This window comes from Streptomyces minutiscleroticus (assembly GCF_014650875.1).
GTDB lineage: Bacteria > Actinomycetota > Actinomycetes > Streptomycetales > Streptomycetaceae > Streptomyces > Streptomyces minutiscleroticus.
On the sequence record NZ_BMVU01000030.1, the window covers coordinates 61,965 to 84,108 of the forward strand.

Here is a 22,144-nt window from a genome sequence, read left to right on the forward strand (position 1 = left end):
CGACCGGGTCCACGGCCCCCCCGGCCGGCCCCGGTCGGCCCGCGCGGGCCTCGCGGCGGTGACGTCGCCGCGTACGTCCCCCGCCGGGTGTCCGGCGCGGCCCGGCGCCACCGCGCGGGTGCCGCCGTCGCCCCCGGCGGCGGAGACGGACGAGCGGGGCAGCCTCTGCTGTCGGCATGGCCGGGGCGCTCGGCGCCGGCGGCTGCGGGCGACCCGTCAGGCCCGCCGAGGACGGCGGCGACCGGACCCACCGACGCCGGGAGGGCGGAGGCGCTCCGTGCGCCTCCGCCCTCCCGGCCGTCCCACCGGCCGGTGTCAGCCGGTGCCCTCCGCGCTCCCGCCGCCGAGGACGGCGGTGAGAGCCTCGGCGAGCCGGCCGAGGTGCGGCGGCTTCATCACGCCGAAGTGGTCACCGGGGATCCGGTGCAGCGTCACGTCCCCGGTGAGCTCGCGCCAGCGGGCGAGGTAGTCGGGGAACGACTGCCCGGAGGCCACCTCGTGCTCGCCGTCCGCCAGTTCGTCACTGGCGATCAGGTGCAGCCGGCCCGCGTACGGGCGGTGCCGGTAGGTCAGGCACATCTCCATGACCTCCCGCCACATCTTCGCGGCGGGCAGCCAGACCTCGCCGGCGCCGTGCTCCGGCAGCGTTATCCCCACCTCGGGGTCGACGTCGTCCACGAGGTGTTCGAGCAGTGCCAGGGCCTCCGTCCGAAGCTCCGAGGTGTCCTGCCCGGGCGGCGCGGCGGCCAGCTCCGTCAGCTTCGCCACGCAGCTCTCGATCAGCCGGTACTCCCGCCACAGCTCGGCCCGCTCGTGGTTGTCCAGCCCCGGGTCGAGCAGGACGAAGGTGACCTCCTCGCCCTCGGCCGTGAGCCGGTGCGCCAGCTCGCTCGCGATGCCGCTGCCGCCGCACCAGCCGAACAGCCGGTACGGGCCGTGCGGTACCGCGGCCCGCAACTCGGCCAGGTAGCGCTCCGCCATCCGTTCCGTCGAGGGGACGGGGCCGTGCTCGGCCTGCAGGCCGGGCCAGGCGAAGGCCGCGACCGGCTGGTCGGGGTCGAGGTACGGCACCAGCGGGCGGTACCAGTGGGCGCTGCCGCCCCCGGGGTGCACGCAGAACAGCGGCGGCCGGGTGCCCTCGCGCCGCAGCCAGACCAGTGACTCGGCCGCCGGCGCGCCGGCCTCGGCGGCCGCGGCGAGTCCGGCCACGGTGGGGTGCTCCAGGAACGAACGGACGGTCAGCTCGATGCCGTGCCGCTCGCGCAGCAGGGCGGTGATCCGCAGGACGGCCAGCGAGTGCCCGCCCAGGACGTGGAAGTCGTCGTCCACACCGACCCTGTCCACGCCGAGCACCTCGCCCCAGACCTCGGCCACGGCCCGCTCGGCGGGCGTGCGCGGGGCGGTGAAGGCCGACGTCGCGACGGGTCCGGCGGGCTCGGGCAGCGCGGCCCGGTCGATTTTTCCATGGGCGGTGAGCGGGAGGGCGGGCAGCTCCACCCAGGCGCCGGGCACCAGGTGGTCGGGCACCCGCCGCCGGAGCTGCTCGCGCAGCGCCGCGACGTCCAGCGGACCGTGCCCGGGTTCGAGGACCACATAGCCGACCAGCCGCTTGTGGCCGTCCGGTCCGGGATGCACGGCGGCCGCCGCCGCCCGTACGGACGCAAGGCCGCCGAGCGCGGCCTCCACCTCGGCGAGTTCGACCCGGTGGCCGCGGATCTTCACCTGGCCGTCACGCCGGCCGATGAAGGACAGCGTCCCGTCGGTGTCGCGGCGGACGATGTCCCCGGTGCGGTACAGGCGCGCCCCGGGGACGGTCCCGGAGGGATCCGGCACGAAGCGGTCCGCGGTCAGATCGGGGCGGCCGAGGTAGCCGCGGGCGAGGCCGGGGCCGCCGACCAGGAGTTCGCCGGGCACCCCGAACGGCACCGGGTCGAGGTCCTCGTCGACCACCAGCACCCGGGTGTCGGTGATCGGCGTGCCGATCGGCACGCCGCGGTCGGCGTCGGCCTCGGTCACCCCGCGCAGGGCGGTGCTGAAGGTGGTGCACTCCGTGGGGCCGTAGCCGTTGGTCAGCGCCACGCCGTGCGCCAGGGCGGTGCGCACGTGCGAGGGTGAGAGCACGTCGCCGCCGGCGAGCACCTGCCCCACCTCGGCCAGGAGTTCCGGGCGGGTCTCCACCATGTGCTGGAACAGGCCGGCGGTGAGCCAGAGCACCGTCACCCCGTGCCGGCGGACCACCTCGGCCAGCTCGTCGGCCGTCCTCGCCCCGGGCGGGCAGACGGCGAGCCGGGCGCCGTTGGCCAGCGCCCCCCACACCTCCAGCGTCGAGGCGTCGAAGGCGAGCGGCGCGTGCAGCAGCAGTACCTGGTCCGCGTCGAGGTCGGCGTAGTTCGCGTCGTGCACCAGCCGGACGATCCCCCGGTGCGTGACCTGGACGCCTTTGGGGCGCCCTGTGGAGCCCGAGGTGTAGGTGACGTACGCCAGGTTGTCGGGGCCGGTCCCCGCCTCGACGGGGGTCTCGGGCAGCCCGTCCAGGACGGCCGCCCCGGCGTCGAGGGGGATGCTGCGCAGGCCGGCGAATCCGGCCAGGCGGGTGGTGTCCTGCGGGCGGCAGAGGACCACCCCGGCTCGTACGTCGTCCAGGACGTACCCGATGCGCGCGTCCGGATGGGCGGGATCGAGCGGCACGTAGTACCCGCCGGCCTTGAGGACGGCGAGCATGGCCAGCACCGCCTCGATGCCGCGGTCCAGGCAGAGCGCGACCGGCTTCTCCGGGCCGATGCCGAGCCCGCGCAGCAGGTGGGCCAGCCGGTTGGAGCGGGCGTCCAGTTCCCGGTAGGTCATACGCCGCTGCCCGTCCTCCAGGGCGATCGCCCCCGGCCGGGCACGGGCGGCGAGCAGCTCGGGCACGCAGACCTCGGGCAGCGGCCGGGTGGCGGCCGGCGGCCCGCTCACCTGCTCCAGGCCGGGCGCGCGGAAGCTCCGCGGGTCCGCGTCGGCGTCGTCGGCCATGGCGGTGAGGACGCCGAGGAAGGCCTCGCCGATCGCCGTCAGGCGCTTGCTGTCGGCCCAGCCGGGCCGGCAGGTCATCCGCAGTTCGCCGGGGAAGGTCCACACGTCGAGGGTGAACTCGTTCGGGCTGTGGTCGTCGACCGTGCCGATGTCGGCGCGCTGCTCGTCGAGCACGTGGAAGTCCAGGTAGGCGAAGACCACCTCGACGAGCGGTTCGCCGCCGCCCCATGCGCGCTGCATCGCGGGCAGCGGGTAGCGCCGGTGCGGCCACAGGGCCAGTTCCTCGGCGAACACCCTCCGCACCAGCTCGCGCCAGCTCGGCGCCCGCAGGTCGACGGCGAACGGCACCGTGTTGAGGTACATGCCGCGCACCCGGTCGCCGCCCGGCAGTTCGGGGCGGCCGTTGGTGACGGCGCCGGCGAGGAACCGGTGCCGGCCGCTGATCAGGCCGAGTACCTTCAGGTGGGCGGTGTACAGGACGCTCTTGAGGGAGGTCCGGGTGTCGGCGGCGAGCCGGCGCAGCCGCGGCTCCAGGTCCGCCCAGGGCAGCCGTACCTCGGGGGCGGGCAGGTGCGCCTCGGCGGGGGCGCAGTCGGCGGGCAGCCGGAGCCGCTCGTGGCCGGTGATCCGCTCCTGCCAGAACTGCCGGTCCGCCTCGGAGGCCAGGGCCTGCTTCTCCAGCCGGACGAAGTCGGCGTAGCGGACCCGCGGCGGGGCCGCGGACGGGACCGCGGTGCCTCGGGACAGCTCGCGGTAGGCGGCCCGCAGCTCGCCGATGACCGAGTGGTGGCTCCAGCCGTCCAGGATGGCGTGGCACTCGACGTGGGTCAGCAGCCACTCCCGGTCGCCGGTCAGGTGGGCGTGGTAGCGCAGCAGCGGGGCGCGGCCGATGTCGAACGGGGTGCGCCGGGCCTCGGCGCGGAAGTCCCGCACCCGTGCCCGCTGCTCCTCGGGCGGCAGGCCGCGCAGGTCGGTGACGCCCACCTCCGCCTCCAGGCCGTCCGCGGCGTGCACGAACTGCAGCGGTTCGGAGTATTCGGAGAGGTGGAAGGAGGTGCGCAGGATCTCGTGCCGCTCGATCAGCAGGCGTACCGCGCCGGTGAACGCCTCGGCGGAGAACGGGCCGTCGTCCACGATCTGGAAGGTACTGACGTTCTGGTAGGTGTTGCGCTCGGGGTCGGCGAGCATCTCGTAGACCATGCCCACCTGGACCTGGCCCATGGGGTAGGCGTCGGCCAGCCCCTGCGGGAGCCGGTCCCGGTCGCCCGGGGCCAGCAGTGCGAAACGGCCGGCCAGGGCGGTCTCCTGCGGCTCGGCGGCGGGCCGGGCGGCCGCCACCGCGGCCAGCTCGGCGACGGTCTGCCGGGCGAAGACGTCCTGCACGGAGACGGCCAGCCCCTGGCCGCGCAGTGCCCCGACGGCCCGGATGGCGCGCATGGAGTCCCCGCCGAGGTGGAAGAAGCCGTCGTGCACCCCGACCTTGTCGACGCCGAGGGCCGTGGCGAAGGCGTCCGCGAGGGTCCGCTCGATCGCCGTGCGCGGGGCGACGAACGCACCGACCAGGTCGGAGCGCGTCCGGTCGGGTGCGGGCAGCGCCTTGCGGTCGGTCTTGCCGCTGGGCGTCAGGGGCAGCGCCTGGAGCAGGGTCCAGTGCACGGGCCGCATGTGCTCCGGCAGCCGCCCGCGCAGGTGCTCCCGGGCCGCCTCGACGTCGGCGGAGAGCGGCACCAGGTACCCCACGAGCTGCTCGTCGTGGACGGCGACGGCCGCGGCCGCGACGCCGGGGGCCTCGGCCAGCACCGTCTCGATCTCGCCGGGTTCGACCCGCTGGCCGCGGATCTTCACCTGGTGGTCGAGCCGGCCGAGGTACTCGATCGCGCCGTCCGCGCGGTACCGGGCCAGGTCGCCGGTGCGGTACAGCCGCCCGCCGGGCTCGCCGGCGAAGGGGTCGGGCACGAAGCGGTCGGCGGTGAGCGCCGGACGGTCCAGGTAGCCGCGGGCGAGCTGGACGCCGCCGATCAGGAGTTCGCCGGGCACTCCGATCGGCACCGGCCGCAGGGAGGTGTCCAGGATGTAGGTGCGGGTGTTGGCGATCGGGCGGCCGATGGTGACGGGAAGGCCCGGCTCGCACCGGGCCGCGGTGACGTCCACCGCGGCCTCGGTCGGCCCGTACAGGTTGTGCAGCTCGCAGCCGATCCGCTCGTGCACGGCGGTGACCAGGTCGGCGGGGAGCGCCTCGCCGCTGCACACCATGCGGCGCAGCGAGGGCAGGGCCGGCAGCGGCTCGGCGAGGAAGGCCCGCAGCATCGACGGCACGAAGTGGACGGTGGTGACCGCCTCGGTGCCGATCAGCCCGGCCAGGTAGGCCGGGTCGCGGTGGCCGCCGGGGCGGGCCAGCACCAGGGTCGCGCCGGTGATCAGCGGCCAGAAGAACTCCCACACCGAGACGTCGAAACCGTAGGGCGTCTTCTGCAGCACCCGGTCGTCGGTGCCGAGCCCGTAGGCCTCCTGCATCCAGTGCAGCCGGTTGACGATGGCCCGGTGCTCGATCAGCACGCCCTTGGGGCGGCCGGTGGAACCCGACGTGTAGATCAGGTACGCCGGGTGCCCGGGGGCCGCCGCGACGACCGGGGCGCGGGCCGGGCCGCGGGGGATGTCGCCGGTGATGTCGACCAGGTGCGGCGCGCGGTCGCGCACCAGGGGGGCGAGCCGTGGGTCGGTGATCACGGCGCGGGCGCCGGAGTCCTCCAGCATGAAGGCGAGCCGGTCGGCCGGATAGTCCGGGTCGAGCGGCAGGTAGGCGCCGCCGGCCTTGAGCACCGCCAGCAGCGCCACCACGAGGTCGGTGCCCCGGTGCAGGCAGACGCCGACCACGGACTCGGGTCCGACGCCGAGACTCCGCAGGTGGTGGGCGAGCAGCTCGGCCCGGCCCGCCAGCTCCCGGTAGCTGAGGCCGGCGCCCTCGAAGCGCACCGCCTCGGCGTCGGGGGTGCGGGCGGCCTGGGCTTCGAACAGCTGCGGGAGGGTGTCGGCGGGGTAGCGCCGGCCGGTCGCGTTGAAGCCGATGAGCTGGCGGTCGCGCTCGGCAGCGGGCAGGATCTCCAGCTCGTCCACCGGGGTGTCGGGCGAGGCGACGGCACTCTCCAGCAGGCGGGCGAAGTGCGCGGCGAACCGCTCGGCCGTCGCCCGGTCGAACAGCGCCGAGGCGTAGTTGACGCCGCCGGACAGCGAGCCGTCCGGCTGCTCGGCGAGGCCCACGGTGAGGTCGAACTTGGCGGTGCTCTCGCCGACCGGCAGCCGCTCGGCCGTCAGGGCGCCCATCGTCGCCGGCGCCTGCGGGCCGGCCGCCTCCTGCCACAGCAGCATGGAGGAGAAGAGCGGCGTGCGGGACGGGTCCCGCTCCGGTGCCAGCTCCTCGACCAGCCGCTCGAAGGGCATCTCCTGGTGGGCGTAGGCATCCAGCGCGCTCTCGCGGACCTGCCGCAGCAGGTCCGCGAACGACGGCGTCCCGGACAGGTCGACCCGCAGCACCAGCGTGTTGAGGAAGAGGCCGACCAGGTCCTGGAGCTGCGACCGGTCCCGCCCGGCCACCGGGAAGCCCACGGCCACGTCGCGTTGGCCGCTCCAGCGGCCGAGCAGGACGGCGTGCGCGGCCAGCAGGGCCATGAAAGGGGTGGCGCCGTGCTCCCGGGCGAGCGCTGTCAGCCGCCGGGCGGTGCCGGCGGGCACGGCGAGCGGCGCCAGCCCGCCCGCCGAGTCGCGTACGGCGGGGCGGGGCCGGTCGGTGGGCAGCTCCAGGGGCGGCAGCCCGGCCAGCCGCTCGCACCAGTGGTCGAGCGGGCGGCGCAGCGCCGCGCCGGAGAGCCGTTCGCTCTGCCAGAGCGCGAAGTCGGCGTACTGCACCGGCGGTTCCGGCGAGCGGGTCGCCCGCCCGGCGACCGCGTCCTCGTAGCGTTCCGCGAGCTCGCGGACCAGGATGTCCTCGGACCGTCCGTCGCAGGCGATGTGGTGGACGGTCAGCAGGACGACGTGCTCCTCGGGTGCCAGCCGGGCCAGCACGGCGGAGAACACCGGGCCCTCGGCGAGGTCGACCGGCCGGCGCGCGCCGGTGGCCAGGGCGGCGATCCGGGCGTCCGCGGCCGCACGGTCGAGTGCGCCGAGGTCCTCCTCGTCCAGGGGGACGCTCCCCGGCCCGTCGACGACCTGTACGGGCTCGCCGTCGACCACCGGGTAGCGGGTCCGCAGCACCTCGTGCCGCCGGAGGACGCCGTCCAGCGCGGTGCGCAGCGCGGCCCGGTCGAGGGGGCCGCGCAGCCGCAGCGCCACGGTCATCAGGTACTCGGTGGTGCCGGGCCGGAGCCGGTCGAGGATCCACAGGCGGCGCTGGGCGAAGGAGAGCGGGAGGGGGCCGCCGCGCGTCGCGCGGGTGATTCCCTCCGCCGGGGCGGGGGCCGCCCGCCCGGCGAGGCGCCGTCGAAGCAGCTCCTGCCGCAGTCGCGCACGGTCCATGGTGTCGGTCATCGCAGGCCTTCCTCGGCGAGCAGGCCCGCCACTTCGTGGTCGGTGAGCGCGGCGATGTCGGCCTCCACGGCCTCGGACACCGCCTCGGAGAGCCGGGCCACGGTGGTGGCCTCGAACAGCAGGCGCAGCGGCAGCTCGACGGCGAACGTCTCACGGAGCCGGGCGAGCACCCGGGTGGCCAGCAGCGAGTGCCCGCCCAGGGCGAAGAAGTCGTCCTGGGCACCGATCCGCTCCAGGCCAAGGACCTCGGTCCAGATCGCGGCGACGGCCTCCTCGGCGGGGTCGCGCGGGGCGAGGTACTCGCGGGCGCCGCCGGCCGGGGCGGCCGAGGCGTCCGGCAGGGCCTTGCGGTCGATCTTCTTGCTGGCCGTCAGCGGGAACGCGTCGAGCGGCACCCACACCGAGGGGATCATGTACTCGGGCAGGAGTGCGCCCAGGTGCCCGCGCAGCTCGGCCACGTCGGGCATCGGGCAGCCGGGACGCGCCACCAGGTAGGCGGCGAGCCGGCGTTCGCCCGGGGCCGTCTGCGGGGCGGTGACCACCGCCTCCTGCAGAGCGGGGTGCCGGGCGAGCGCCGCCTCGATCTCGCCCAGCTCGATGCGCAGGCCGCGGACCTTGACCTGCTGGTCGATCCGGCCGAGGAACTCGATGGTGCCGTCCGGCCGGTGACGGGTCAGGTCGCCGGTACGGTACAGCCGTCCGCCGGGCCCGGTGGCGAAGGGGTCGGGGACGAACCGCTCCGCGGTGAGGTCCGGCCGCCGGTGGTAGCCGCGGGCCAGCCGGACGCCGCCGAGGTACAGCTCGCCGGGCACTCCGACCGGGACGGGCCGCAGGTCCGCGTCGAGGATGTAGGCCCGGGTGCCGGGGACGGGCCGGCCGAGCGGCAGGGCACCGGCCGCGTCACCCCGCGCGGGCGTCTGGAGGACGGGGTGCAGCAGGCAGGTGACGGTGGCCTCGGTCGGCCCGTAGTTGCACAGGAAGCGGGCGGGCAGGCCGGTCTCCGCCCAGCGCCGCGCGTCCAGGCCGGTGACCACGTCGCTGCCGACGTTCATCAGTTTCAGCGAGTCCAGCAGGGGCAGGTCGGGCGAGTCCAGGACGGCCCGGTAGTAGGACGGGGTGATCTCCAGGACGGTGACGCCGTGCTCGGCGAGGCGGGCGGGCAGTTCGGCCGGGGTCCAGAACACCGGGTCGGCGACCACGACGGTGGCGCCGGCCACCAGGGTCGCCGCGATCTGGTCCATCGCCACGTCGAAGGTGAGTGCGGACAGCAGCGCCACCCGTTCGCCGGGGGCGATCCCGTACGCGTCGGCGATCACCCGGCAGTGGTGGGCGTAGGAGCGGTGCTCGATCATCACGCCCTTGGGGCGGCCGGTCGAGCCGGAGGTGTAGATGATGTAGGCGAGGTTCTCCGGCCGGGCCGGGACGGGCGCCGGGCCCCCGGGTGCGGCGCCGGGTCCGTCCTGGGCGTCGGCGTCGGCGTCGGCCAGGACCACCCGGTGGCCACCGGTCAGCCGGCCGGCGAACGCGCGGGTGGTGACCACGAGTTCCGGGCCGGCGTCGGCGAGCATGAGGTCGAGCCGCTCGGCGGGGTGCCGCGGGTCGAACGGCGCGTACACGCCGCCGGCCTTCAGCACGGCGAGCAGCACCACCACCGCCTCGACGCCGCGTTCCAGGCAGGAGCCGACGACCGTCTCGGCGGTGACCCCGAGGGAGCGCAGGCGGGCGGCGAACCGGTCGGCCCGCGCGTCGAGTTCGGCGTAGCTGACCCGCTGGTCGCCGAAGACCACGGCGATCGCGTCCGGGGCCCGCCGGACCTGCCGGGCGAAGAGCTCCGGTACGCACAGCCCGTGTTCCCCGGCCGGGTCGAGCACGGCGGCCCGCCCGGCCTGCGGGTCGGCCCAGGCGGTGAGGGCGCGGTGCCGCTCGTCCTCGGTGAGCATGGCGAGGTCGCCGATCCGCGCGCCGGGGTCGGCCGTGACGCTGCCGATCAGGGTCAGGTAGTGGCCCGCCATCCGCTCGACGGTCTCCCGGTCGAAGAGCGCGGTCGCGTACTCGAACCAGCAGTACATGCGCCCGCCGCGCTCCTTGACGGTCACGGTGAGGTCGAACTTGGCGATCTCCAGTCCGGCGCGGACCGGCTCCACGGCGACCGCGCCGAGCCGGCCGGGGACGCCTGCCAGGTGCTGGTGCTCGAACATGATCTGGAACAGCGGGTTGCGGGAGAGGTCACGCTCCGGCCGCACCGCGTCGACCAGGTGCTCGAACGGCACGTCCTGGTGGGCGAAGGCGTCGAGCACCGTGCCGCGGACCTGCTCCAGCAGCTCCGTGAAGACCGGGTCGCCGCCGAGGTCGCCGCGGATCACCAGGTTGTTGGTGAAGAACCCGACCAGGTCCTCCGTCTCCTGGCGGGTCCGCCCGGCGACCGGGGTCCCCACCGCGAGGTCGTCGCGGCCGGTCCAGCGCGCGAGCAGCACCTGGAAGGCGGCGAGCAGCACCATGAACGGGGTCGCGCCGTGCCGGCCGGCCAGTTCGGCGACGGCACGGGCGACCTCCGGCGCCACCTCGACGACGACGTTGTCGCCCCGGGCGTCGCGGACCGCCGAGCGGACCCGGTCGGCGGGCAGCTCGACGGGGGTGAGGCCGTCCAGGCGGTCGCGCCAGTAGGCGAGCTGGTCGTCCAGCCGGCCGGCCCGCTGCTGCGCGCGCTGCCACACCGCGAAGTCCGCGTAGTTCACCGGCTGCGGGGCGTGCGGCGACGGCTCGCCCGCGGCGAAGGCCCGGTAGGCCAGGTCCAGGTCGCGCAGGTAGACGTCGGTGGACCAGGCGTCGAAGGCGATGTGGTGCAGGGTCAGGACGAGGAGGTGCTCCTCGGGGGCGGTGCGGATCAGGGTCGCCCGCAGCGGGTGCCCGTGCGCGAGGTCGAACGGCCGGCGGGCCAGCTCCTCGACCAGGTTCCGGGCCCGGGCCGCGGCGTCGGGCGCGCCCGCCAGATCGGTCAGGGTGAAGTCCACCGGACCGGCGGGATCGACGACCTGCACGGGCTCGCCACCCTCGGACAGGTATCTGGTCCGCAGTACCTCGTGCCGTTCGGACAGCGCGTCGAGCGCGTGGCGCAGCGCCACGGTGTCGAGCGGTCCGGTCAGCCGCAGCGCCAGCGGGACGACGTACTCGTGGCTCCCGGGCTCCAGCTGGTCGAGGAACCACATCCGCTGCTGGCCGAACGAGAGCGGCAGCGGGCGGTCCCGGCCCGCCGGCCGGACGGCGTCCGGATCGGTGTCCGCGGCGGCATCCGGGCCGGCGCCGGCCCCGGTGACCCGCGCGGCCAGCGCGGTGACCGTCCGCGCGTGGAACAGCTCGCCGACGGTCAGTTCGATCCCGAAGGCGCGCCGCAGCCGCAGCACGAGCCTGATCGCGAGCAGGGAGTGGCCGCCGAGCAGGAAGAAGTCGTCCTGCGCGCCGACCCGTTCGACGCCCAGGACCTCGGCCATCAGCTCGGCCACGGTCCGCTCGGCGGCGGTGCGCGGGGCTCGGCGGTCCGCCGCGGCGGACCGGTCCGGTTCGGTGTCGGCCGGCAGCCGGCGGCGGTCCACCTTTCCGTTCGGCGTGAGCGGCAGCTCGGCGAGCTCGACGAAGGCGGAGGGCAGCATCGCCTCCGGCAGCGCGGCGGCCAGGTGGGCGCGCAGCGCCTCCGGATCGGTCCGCTCCCCCGCGACGGGCACCGCGTACGCGGTCAGCCGCGCGTCGCCGGCGTCGGACCGGTGCACGGCCACCACGGCGGCGGCCACCGACGGGTGGGCCGCCAGCAGGACCTCGATCTCGCCGGGCTCGATCCGCACTCCGCCGATCTTGACCTGGTCGTCGACGCGTCCGACGTACTCCAGCGCGCCGTCCGCGCGGCGCCGCACCAGGTCTCCGGTGCGGTACCGGCGCGCACCGGGCACGGCCGCGTCCGGGTCGGGGACGAACCGGTCCGCGGTGAGGTCGCCCCGGCCCGCGTATCCGCGGGCGAGCCCGATGCCGCCGACGTACAGCTCACCGGTCACCCCGATGGGCACCTGTCGCTCCTCGGCGTCCAGCACATAGGTGCGCACATTGGGCAGCGGCAGGCCGATCGGTACCAGGTCGCCGGGCTCGTCCGGGTCGAAGGGCCAGGCGGTGGAGTCCACGGCGCACTCGGTGGGGCCGTAGGTGTTGACCACCTCGGCGCCGAGCGCGCGGCGCAGCCGGGCGGCCAGTTCGGCGGGCAGCGGCTCGCCCGCCGAGCAGACCAGACGCAGCGGGGCGCAGTCGGCCAGGGCCGGCTCGTCCAGCAGCAGGCGCAGCATCGAGGGCACGCCCTGCAGCACGGTGACACGGTGGTCCACCACGGCACGGACCATCACCGCCGGGTCGCGGTGGGCGTCCCGCGGGCCCGTCACCACCGCGGCCCCGCACACCAGCGGGGAGAGGAACTCCCACAGCGCGGCGTCGAAACCGATGGTGGTCTTCTGCAGCACCCGGTCGCCGGGGCCCAGGCCGAAGCGCTCCACCGACCAGAGCACGCGGTTGCGGATCGCGGCTTCCGGTACGACGACGCCCTTGGGGCGGCCCGTCGAACCGGAGGTGTACATCACGTACGCGGCCCGCGTACCGGCCCCGGCCGCCGGTTCGAGGGGCGGCGCCTCCCCGTCCTCCGGCCGGAGGGCGTCGAGCACGAGGGTGTTCGGATGGGACGGCAGCCGGCCGCGCAGCGCCTCCTCGGTGACCAGCAGGGCCACTTCGGCGTCGGCGACCAGGTGGGCCAGCCGCTCCGCCGGGTGTTCCGGGGCCAACGGCACGTACACCCCGCCCGCGGTGAGCACCGCGAGGACGGTGGCGACCAGGTCGGTGCCGCGGTGCAGCGCGACGCCCACCGTGCTCTCCGGGCCGACGCCGCGCGAGCGCAGCAGTCCGGCGAGACGCCGTACCCGTTCGGCGAGGTCGGCGTAGCGGGTCTCCCGCGCGCCGGACACCACGGCCACCGCGTCCGGGGTGGCCAGGGCCTGGGCGAAGAACAGTTCGGCGAGCGAGCGCCGCGGGCGCTCCGTCCCGGTGCGGTTCCAGCGCTCGAAGGCCGCCAGCTCCGCGTCGGGGACGGCCTGCAGCGCGTGCGCGGCGGTGTCCGGGTGCTCGGCGATGCTCGCGAGCAGCCGCAGCAGGCTCGCCGCCATCCGCTCGATGCGGGCGCGGTCGAACAGCGCGGTGGGGAAGATCAGCCGGGCCGCCATCGAGCCGTCCGGGAGCTCGGACAGGTGCAGCGACAGGTCGAAGGCGGAGTGATCAGTGGCCGGCTCGACCTTCGCGACGTCGAGTCCGGGCAGCCCGAGCGGGCGGCGCTCGGCGTTGTGCAGCGCGAAGCCGACCTGGAACACCGGGTTGCGGGAGGGGTCCCGCTCGGGCGCGAGGTCGGCCACCACCCAGCCGAACGGCACGTCCTGGTGCTCGTAGGCGTCCAGGGTGGTCTCCCTCACCCGCGCCAGCAGGTCGAGGAACGAGCAGCGGCCGGACAGGTCGGTCCGCAGCACCACGGTGTTGAGGAACATGCCGACCAGCGGCTCCAGCTCGACCTCGGTACGGTCCGAGACCGACACGCCGACCGCCACGTCGGTCCGGCCGGACCAGCGCGCGAGCAGCAGCTGGAACGCGGCCAGGTGCACCATGAACGGGGTCGCACCCGCGTCCCGGCCCAGTTCGGCCAGGCGCCGGACCAGCCCCGCCGGAACGGTGAACGGGACGCTGTCCCCAGCCGGGTCCCAGTGCGCCGGGCGCCGGCGGTCGGCGGGCAGCTCCAGCGGCTCCAGGCCCGCCAGCCGCTCCCGCCAGTAGCCACGCCGCCGCTCGGCCCGCGCGGGGGCGGCCGCCCAGGTGTCGCGCTGCCACTGTGCGAAGTCCGCGTACTGCACCGGCACCGGCTCCAGCGGCGACGGCCGGCCGGCCGCGAACGCGGTGTACAGCTCGTGCAGCTCCCGGGCGAGGACGCCCCAGGACCACCCGTCGAAGGCGATGTGGTGGACCGTCACCAGCAGGGCGGCGTCCTCCTCGGCGAACCGGACCAGGGTCAGCCGCCAGGGCGGCTGGTGACCGAGGTCGATCGGGGTGCGCAGCTCGGCCGCGTGGAGTTCGCGCAGGCGCGTCTCGCGGTCCGCCGGTGCCGTGCCGGTCAGGTCCACCCGGGCGAGCCGGACGGGGCCGGGCCCGTCCACGAACTGCGCCCCGGCGCCCGCGGCGGTGCCGTAGCGGGTGCGCAGCACCTCGTGCCGCGCCGAGATCTCGGTGAAGGCGGCCTGGAGCACCTGCGTGTCGAGCGGGCCGCGGATCCGGAACACCTCGCACATCAGGTACTCGGTGGCGGCGCCGGAGCGGAGCTGGTCCAGGAACCACAGCTGTTCCTGGGCGAACGAGAGCGGGTGGCCGCTGTCACCGGCGGGCATCGGCCACCTCCGCGAACGAGGTGGGGTCCACGGCCGCCGAGTAGGTCTCGGCCATCGCCACGGCGATCCGGCGCGGCCCGGTGAACGGCTCGCGGGCGTGTGCCGCCAGCATGTTGTCCACGATCAGCACGTCGTCCCGCTGCCAGTCGAAGCGCCGCTGCTCGGCGCGGTAGCAGGAGCGCAGGTGCGCGACGACCTCGTCCGGGATCGGCCGGCCGTCGCCGTAGTAGGTGTTGGTCGGCAGCCGCGCGTCGTCGTACATCTCCCGCAGTGCGGCGCACACCTCCTCGGCCAGCGTGCTCACGTGGAAGAAGGTGAGGTGGTTGAACCAGACCGTCTCCCCGGTCACCGGGTGGCGGTGCACCGCCCGGCGGCGCGCGCGGGTCCGCAGACCGTCCGCGGTCCACTCGGTCTCGACGCCGTTGCGGGCGCAGTACGCCTCGACCTCGCCGCGGTCGCCGGTGTTGAAGGCCTGCTGCCACGGCACGCCGAAGCCGTCGGAGAAGTTGCGCACCACCATCCAGCCCCGGGCGGCGAACTCCTCCCGCACGGACACATCGATCGCCTCGTACACCCGGCGGGTGTCGGCGAGCGGCGTGGCGCCCAGGGTGTCCGGCGGCTGCACGCAGTGGAAGAACAGGCTCAGCGGCCAGTCGGCCTGGTAGGAGTTCTCGTTGTGGAGGAAGATCTCCTCGTTCGGCGGATAGTCGGTCGAGGTGTACACCTGGCCCTTGATGGTGCTGCGCGGCGAGGACCGCTCCGCGTAGGGCAGCGGCGCGCCGGACACCGCCCGGACCGCGGCCTCGAAGCCGTCCACGCCGCCGACGTCGAAACCGCGCAGCAGCACCGCGCCGTGTTCGAGCAGCCGGTCGCGTACGAGGGGCCGGGCGTCCGACAGGTACTCGGACAGGGGCGTACCGGGGGACTCGGCCGGCATCGCCAGGGGGAGGGCGGAATCCGCGTCGCGCTTTCGGGCGCGGCCGGCCGGCGCGGTCCGGATGGAGGGGTTCGCAGTCATGCGCCTCAGCGTCGCCGCCGGGCCGTCGCGGCTCCGAGAGAACAACCGGCAGTCACATCGGCAGCATCGGCGTCGCGGTGACTGCGCCTCCTTCTCTGCAGCCGGACCGGGCGGTTGCGGCAGGCTCTCTGGCGCCGCCACCGGTCACGTGACGTTCGTGACGCGGCAGTTCACCCGAGGGAGGGCCCGACGTGGCCGAGGAAGACACCGACGAGCGCACGTACCGCGTCGTCCTCAACGACGAGGAGCAGTACTCCGTCTGGCTCGCCGACCGCGAGCTGCCGCTCGGCTGGCACGCCGAGGGCACCGAGGGCACCCGGGCCGAGTGCCTGGCCCACATCGGCACCGTCTGGACCGACATGCGACCGCTCAGTCTGCGCCGGCAGATGGAGCGGGCGGCGCGCGGCTAGCGTCCGGCCCGGCCGGACGGGGAGGGTGACAGATGACGAGCCCCGACACGAGAACGCCGGCGGACGCGCGGCCGCCGGACCCGCCGGACGCGGCCACCGCCGATCCGGTGGTCCCGCTGCACCGCAACCGCGACTTCCTGCTGCTGTGGGGCGGCTCGGCGGTCTCCCTGCTCGGGTCGACGGCGACCACCATCGCCTACCCGCTGCTGGTCCTGGCCCTGACCGGCTCGGCCTTCGCCGCCGGCCTGGCCGGATTCGTGGCGCTGCTGCCCGCGCTGCTCCTTCCGCTGCCGGCCGGCGCCCTGGTGGACCGCTGGCCGCGCCGGCGGTTGATGATCTGGTGCGACGCGCTGCGCGCGCTCGGCGCGGCGGCCATCGCGCTCGCGGCTGCCCTCGACGTCCTGGGCCTGCCGCTGGTGCTGGTCGTGAGTTTCGCCGAGGGCGCGCTCACGGTGTTCCACGGGCTCGCCGCGCACGCGGCCGTCCCGAACGTCGTACCACCGGGACAGCTCTCGCTGGCCCTGTCCCGCAACGAGGCGCGGGGGCGGGCCGCCGTGATGCTCGGGACACCGCTGGGCGGTGTGCTGTTCGGTCTCGGGCGGGCCGTCCCGTTCCTGGCCGACGCGCTGACCTACCTGGTCTCGCTGACCGGCCTGCTCTTCATCCGCAAGGAGTTCGAGGCCGAGCGGTCCGCCCGCACCGACAGCATGGGCGAGCAGGTCCGCGAGGGCCTGCGGTGGTTGTGGCGACGGCCCTTCCTGCGCACCACCACCCTGCTGGTGGCCGGCAGCAACCTGATGTTCCGGGCGCTGTTCCTGGTCGCCGTCGTGCTGGCCACCGACGTCGGCGCGTCCCCGGCGGGGGTGGGCCTGATGGTCGGCTTCGCGGGGGCCGGGGGCGTCCTCGGCTCGCTGGCGGCACCGTGGCTGGCCCGCCGGGTCGGACTGGGTGCCCTGGTGATCGGGGCGAACTGGGCGTGGGCGGTGCTGGTGGCCGCGATCGCACTCAGCCGCGACCCCTTCACGCTCGCCGCCGCCTACGCCGCGATGTGGTTCGTCGGACCGTTGTGGAACGTGGCGCTGGGCAGCTACCAGCTGAGCATCACCCCGGACCGGTTGCGCGGCCGGGTGCTCGCGGCGATGAGCACGCTGTCCAACGGGGCCCTGCCGATCGGCTCGCTGCTCGGCGGCCTGCTGCTCGACTCGGCCGGCGCGCGGAGCGCCGCGCTGGCCCTGGCGGGCTGGATGGTGCTGATCGCCGGCGCCGCCTCGCTCGCCCGCTCCGTACGCGCCGCGCCCGGCCCGCCGGCGCGGTGACCCGCCGGGCCCCGGCCCGGCCGGGGCCGCCGCACAACCCCTCGATCCAGTGCTGACAGGAGGAACCAGCGTGTTCCGCACCATGTTCGGGCCGTGCCCCGACCCGACGGGGCGAGGCCACCATGCCGGAACCTGACGACGGGCCGGCCGGCGTTCTCGGCACGATCGGCGGCACCCCGCTGATCGAACTCGCCAAGCTCGCCCCGGGGCGGCACTTCACCACCTACGCCAAGCTGGAGGCATTCAACCCCGGCGGCAGCATGAAGGACCGCTCGGCCCTGGAGATGCTGCACGAGCTGGTCCGGAACGGCACACTGGTGCCCGGCCGCTCGGTCGTCGTCGAGTCGAGCTCCGGCAACCTCGGCATCGGGCTCGCCCAGATCTGCGCCTACTACGGGCTGAGGTTCATCTGCGTGGTGGACCCCCGCACCAACCGGCAGAACATCGCCGTCATGCGGGCTCTCGGCGCGGAGGTCGAGGTGGTGAGCGAGTGCGACCCGGTGACCGGTGAGTACCTGCCCGTCCGCATCCGCCGCATCGGCGCGCTTCTCGCCCGCATCCCCGGTGCCCACTGGCCCAACCAGTACGCCAACCCGCTGAACCCCCGGGCGCACCGGCAGACGATGCGCGAGATCCTTCAGGCGGTGCCGGGCGGGATCGACTACCTGTTCTGCGCGACGGGTTCGTGCGGCACGCTGCGCGGCTGCGCGGAGTACGTCCGCGACCGGGGGCTGCCGGTGACCGTGGTCGCGGTGGACGCCGAGGGGAGCGCCATCTTCGGCAGGGCCCCGGCGTCCCGGCTGATCCCGGGCCACGGCGCGGCCGTACGGCCGGCGCTCTACCGGGACGGGCTCGCCGACGAGGTCGTCCACGTGACGGACCTCGACTGCGTGGTCGGCTGCCGACGGCTCGCCGCCCGGGAGGCCGTCCTCGCAGGCGGCTCCTCCGGGGCCCTGGTGGCGGCGGTCGACCGGATGGCCGACCGCATCCCGGCGGGCGCGCGCTGCGCGGTCGTCCTGCCCGACCGCGGGGAGCGGTACCTCGACACGGTCTACAACGACGAATGGGTCGCCCGCCACTTCGGCGACGTGTCCCACCTGTGGAAAGAGAAGAAGTCGGCGATGGAGGCGGCATCATGCTGATACTGGGAGCCAGGGAAGTCCGTCAGGTCCTCGACGGCGCCGAGGCCGAGGTCCTCGCAGCGGTACGCCGCGCGTACCTGCTGCACGACCGGGGCCGGACGGCCCTGCCGCACTCGGTCTTCCTCCGCTTTCCCGACGGCCCGCGCAACCGGATCATCGGACTGCCCGCCTACCTCGGCGAGGACGAGCCGGTGGCGGGCATCAAGTGGATCGCCTCCTTCCCCGGCAACACCGCGCGCGGTCTGGAACGCGCCTCCGCCGCGGTGATCCTCAACTCCATGGCCACCGGGCAGCCGGAGGCCCTGCTGGAGGGGTCGGTGATCTCGGCGCGGCGTACCGCGGCGAGCGCCGCCCTCGCGGCGGCGGCGCTGGGGTCGTCCGTCCCCGAGACGGGTGCCTCCCTGATCGGCTGCGGCGTGATCGGCTTCGAGATCCTGGCCTACCTCCGGGCCGCCCTGCCCGACCTCGCCGCGGTCACCGTGTTCGACCTCGACCGTTCCCGGGCGGAGGTCTTCGCCGCCCGCTGCCGGGCCCGCTGGCCGGAGCTGAAGACCCAGGTCGCCGAGAGCGCCGAGGAGGCGCTCGCCGCCCACCGGCTGGTCTGCCTGGCGACCACCGCCGCCGCCCCGCATCTGACCACCGACGCCTGCCGGCCCGGCACCCTGGTCCTGCACGTGTCCCTGCGCGACCTGACGCCGGAGAGCATCCTGACCGCCGTCAACGTGGTCGACGACGCGGACCACGTGTGCCGCGAGTCGACCTCCCTGCACCTGGCCGAGCAGCTCCGCGGCGACCGGGACTTCATCGCCGCCTCGATCGGCTCCGTCCTGAACACCAAAGAACCCTTCCGACGCCCCGAGGACCGTGTCACCGTCTTCTCCCCGTTCGGTCTGGGCACCCTCGACCTCGCCCTCGCCGACCTCGTCCGCCGCCGGGCCGAACCCCTGGGACTGGGCACCCGGGTACCGGACTTCCTGCCGGATCCCGCCGGCGCCGCGTCCGGCTGACCGGCTGCGGCCGGGGCGTCGGCCCGGCGCGAGCCGGTCGAGCGGCTGGCCGCAGGTCAGTGGAGGCCGGGTGACCTCGAAGTCCTGGTCGTGCCGGACGCCGGACACGGCGCACCCCGCATCACCCACCTGTTGGATGATTCACCCGTCGAGATCCTCGGCAGTCTCCGCTCCGACAGCGTCATGCGTCGCCCGACACCGCCGAGGATCTACGACCACGAAGACGGCCCACCGCCCAAACCCGGAAGCGGGTATCGCCGACCGTGCCCAGCTCCGGCTCCGCCGGCCACCCAGCGAAGGCGAGGTCAAACGACAAGGTCAGTGTCTGTTTTCCAAGTGGCCCTGCAGGTGGTGCAGCCTGGTGCACACGTCGGGATGCGAGGCCAGAAGTCGCGCTGTCACACCTTCCTTCGCGAAGGGCGTTCCCAGCGCTGCGGCGGTGGCCCGTTCGGACTCCTCCCGCTCGTAGTCCTTGCGCAGCACGGTCATCAGATGCTGCGCGAAGCCGAGTCCCGCCGCGTGTTCGTCGGCCCTCAGTTCGGCGCGTCGTGACACGGCCGCCGCCAGGTAGGGCTTCCCAATGGCGGCCCGGATCGCGGGCCGGTTCGCTGGTCGGACCCCGCCTCCGGGCCGAGCGCTCGGTGATGGTCCTGTTGTCGGACCCGCCGCGCAAGGACCTGCTGGACGATCGCGAAGTGGGCTGGGGAGGCCCCCCACTCGGCACGCACCGTCTGCTGTGCCGGGCCGCCGTTGACAGCGCTGGCCTGCAAGGAGATCAAGCGCCTGTTCAGCAGCCCTGTTCTTCTGCCCGCCCACAGTCCGGCCCGCCGGCTCAGCCGGTCCGCCCTGCGACGCAGCCGCCAGGCGCGATCACGAGCCGGCCACCACCGGGGACGAGTATGCCTGAGCACTTCCGCCGGCCACCGCGGACACCGGAGCTGCGCAACCCGAGCCGAGGGCTGAGGGACATGTCGGTCGCAGGGAGTAGGTCCTGCGCCTCAGGCGCACTTCGCGCCTGCTTGGTTAGGGTCGGTCCTCATGGGGACCACGGGAATCGTCCGTCGCCGGACGACAGAGCGCAAGCGCGACGCTCTGGAACGGCTCGTCACCGAGCGGGACGTATGGGTGTCGACCGCTCACCCTGACCGGGGGCCGCACCAGGTGCCGCTGTGGTTCTTGTGGGACGGGCGAGCAGTCTGGATGTGCACCAGCGCCACGTCCGTGACCGCGCGGAACATCCGTGAGGAGCCGCGCGTGCGCCTGGCGCTGCCGGACACCTTCGACGTGGTGCTCCTCCAGGGTGAGGCGGAGTGCTTCCCGGACCAGGAGGTGCCCGAAGGCGCAGCGGAGGCGTTCGCCGACAAGTTCGGATGGGATCCGCGCGTGGAGGAGGGCTCCTTTGTGTACGTATGCGTGGTGCCCAGGACGGTGCGCGCTTGGCGCGGCGAGCCGGAACTACGCGGAAGAGCCATCATGCGCGACGGAACGTGGCTGGCATGACGACCGCCCCTCCTCGACACGCCCCTCGCGGATCACGATCCGCAACTGGAACGCCGAGGGAGCGAAGGAAGCCGGCTCTGCTGGGCAGCGGCGGCTCCGTCCGTCACCCGCTGGGGAAAGAACGGTCCGGCCGCAGTGCTGTGCGGCCGAGCCGTCCTCGCCCGACGTACGGGCCTGAGGCCGTCGGGCGGGCCGCCGATGCCACCCGGTCGCGGGCCGGGCCGGCGGCAGTGCACAGTGGTAGGTGCTCGGAGGAACGGATGCGTGTGTCGCCGCCGAGGACCGCGGTGCCGGCGAGCGCGGGTTCCTGTCAGTGCCGGTGCTGGGCGGCCATCCACTGCCAGATGTGCGTTCCGTCGATGCTGGGGTCGTTGCGGGCGACATAGATCCACGACCAGTGGCCGGCGAACTGGTGGCCGTCCCGGACGACGTGGTCGTAGAGCGTCATCAGCGAGCCGGGGATCACGTCGTGCGCGTGGGCGGTGTTGGCCTGCGGGTCCACCGTGGTGTCGTCGCGGGAGGCGACGAGCCAGCTGGGGGTGCTGATCCGTGCCAGCTCGCTGTCGGGGATCAGCGGTGCGCCCCCGGGCGGGAAGGACGTGACGACGCCGCAGACGGGTACGGAGGCGGCGAACAGGGTGGGATAGACGGTGGTCATCTTCATGCTCATGTAGCCGCCGTTGCTGCAGCCGGCGACGTAGATCCGGTCGCGGTCGATGCGGTTCCCGCGTATGACGTCGCTGATGATCTCGTGGATGAGGGGGGCGAAGCGGGGGCCGTCCTGCATCCAGGCGGAGGTGCTCTGCGGGGCGAGGACGTAGGCGCCGCCGAAGATGCGCTGCGCCTGGGGGGTGGCGAAGCCCAGGGCGCCGCGGTTGGCGCGCAGCGTGGTCTCGTTGTCGTAGTAGCCGTCGGGCAGTGAGGCGCCCTCACCCCCGCCGTGCAGCCAGACGATCAGCGGGCGCCCGCCCCGCCGGGAGGAGGGGGAGCCGGTGGGTGAGTACAGCCGGTACTTCATTCCCGAGGCGGAGATGTGGGAGGTGAACGCGTCGACCTCGGGACTGGACAGCCGGGGGTTCTGCACGAAGGTGTCGATGGTGATCGACCGGTGGTTGCGCAGGGTGATCGGGGCGTGCTGGGTGAGGGTGTAGTCGAGGTCGAGCATCACGTTGCGGCCCCTGCTCGCGACGTAGCCGAGCGTGCCGCCGCCGGTCTGGCCCTCGGCGTGGCTCAGTTCGAGCACGATGTCGCCGCGGCGGTCGAGCCGGACGGCGGTCACCGTGCGGTCGAGGTCGTACTCGCCGGCGGGGACGGGGATCGGGCTGGTGGCCTTGGCGTGCACGCTGAAGGTGCCGGTGGTCAGGCCGGCCGGGTCGATCGGGCCGAGCCGGGCGGTGTCGAGGGTGATCGAGGTGACCTGTTCGCCGCCGTCGAGCACCTGGGCGTTCAGGGTGAAGCGCACACGGGTGGTCGCGCGGTCGTCGGCATGCGCGGCGGCGACGCCGGGCAGGGACAGGCCGGCGGCGGCGCCCGTGCCGGCGGCCAGAAGGGTGCGACGGCTGATCGGTGTTGCCATGCGGACTCCTTGTGAGTGCGGAGGCTTCATCGCGGTCTGTGCGCCGAACCCGGCGGGCCGCCGGGGAGCTGACCGCGGCTCACCACATGCGGGAGCACGGTGGACAATGTCATGAGCAGAACAGAGTCAGGTGCCATCCGGCACATTACCGGCGTCGCCGCACAGCGGACAGGTGCGGCTACGGCTTTTCTCC

General features: G+C 74.5%; 10 protein-coding genes and 1 pseudogene. 6 read left to right on the top strand and 5 right to left on the bottom strand.

Going from position 1 to position 22,144, the window contains the following annotated elements:
* Window positions 1–315: 315 nt before the first annotated feature.
* From IE271_RS25675 to IE271_RS25685, 3 genes are read right to left on the bottom strand one after another with little or no spacing between them, the layout of a single operon-like run.
* Window positions 316–7,533, bottom strand: coding sequence for a non-ribosomal peptide synthetase (locus tag IE271_RS25675; protein ID WP_190192795.1), 7,218 nt, complete (start codon window positions 7,531–7,533; stop codon window positions 316–318).
* On the bottom strand, window positions 7,530–13,982 hold the full coding sequence (locus IE271_RS25680) for a non-ribosomal peptide synthetase (RefSeq protein ID WP_190192796.1): 6,453 nt from the start codon (window positions 13,980–13,982) through the stop codon (window positions 7,530–7,532). The genes IE271_RS25675 and IE271_RS25680 overlap by 4 nt, the downstream gene beginning before the upstream one ends.
* Window positions 13,969–14,919, bottom strand: coding sequence for a TauD/TfdA family dioxygenase (locus IE271_RS25685; protein WP_229919566.1), 951 nt, complete (start codon window positions 14,917–14,919; stop codon window positions 13,969–13,971). Before IE271_RS25685 ends, IE271_RS25680 begins: the two co-directional genes overlap by 14 nt.
* A 272-nt stretch (window positions 14,920–15,191) precedes the next feature.
* Here IE271_RS25685 and IE271_RS25690 point away from each other — a divergent pair, with 272 nt between their 5' ends.
* The 5 genes and pseudogenes from IE271_RS25690 to IE271_RS43390 all read left to right on the top strand — a co-directional run.
* On the top strand, window positions 15,192–15,410 hold the full coding sequence (locus IE271_RS25690; RefSeq protein WP_190192798.1) for an MbtH family protein: 219 nt from the start codon (window positions 15,192–15,194) through the stop codon (window positions 15,408–15,410).
* A 32-nt stretch (window positions 15,411–15,442) separates the two neighbouring features.
* Entirely contained in the window at window positions 15,443–16,726 is a 1,284-nt protein-coding gene (locus IE271_RS25695) for an MFS transporter (protein WP_190192799.1), read from the top strand.
* Window positions 16,727–16,848: 122 nt separating this feature from the next.
* Window positions 16,849–17,868, top strand: coding sequence for a 2,3-diaminopropionate biosynthesis protein SbnA (gene sbnA / locus IE271_RS25700; protein WP_190192800.1), 1,020 nt, complete (start codon window positions 16,849–16,851; stop codon window positions 17,866–17,868).
* Window positions 17,862–18,875, top strand: coding sequence for a 2,3-diaminopropionate biosynthesis protein SbnB (sbnB, locus tag IE271_RS25705; RefSeq protein WP_190192801.1), 1,014 nt, complete (start codon window positions 17,862–17,864; stop codon window positions 18,873–18,875). Before sbnA ends, sbnB begins: the two co-directional genes overlap by 7 nt.
* 15 nt (window positions 18,876–18,890) lie before the next feature.
* Window positions 18,891–19,175: pseudogene (locus IE271_RS43390) on the top strand (transposase); the annotation flags it as partial.
* Window positions 19,176–19,193: 18 nt separating this feature from the next.
* On the opposite strand, the gene IE271_RS42295 reads toward IE271_RS43390, so the two are convergent.
* Window positions 19,194–19,430: a M48 family metalloprotease gene (locus IE271_RS42295; protein WP_308435214.1), complete on the bottom strand. Its 237-nt coding sequence runs from the start codon at window positions 19,428–19,430 to the stop codon at window positions 19,194–19,196.
* Window positions 19,431–19,913: 483 nt separating this feature from the next.
* Here IE271_RS42295 and IE271_RS25720 point away from each other — a divergent pair, with 483 nt between their 5' ends.
* Window positions 19,914–20,375, top strand: a complete 462-nt coding sequence (locus IE271_RS25720; RefSeq protein WP_190192802.1) for a pyridoxamine 5'-phosphate oxidase family protein — start codon at window positions 19,914–19,916, stop codon at window positions 20,373–20,375.
* Between the two features lie 310 nt (window positions 20,376–20,685).
* On the opposite strand, the gene IE271_RS25725 is transcribed toward IE271_RS25720, so the two are convergent.
* Complete coding sequence (locus IE271_RS25725; RefSeq protein ID WP_190192803.1) at window positions 20,686–21,951, bottom strand: prolyl oligopeptidase family serine peptidase; 1,266 nt, start codon at window positions 21,949–21,951, stop codon at window positions 20,686–20,688.
* Window positions 21,952–22,144: the final 193 nt, after the last annotated feature.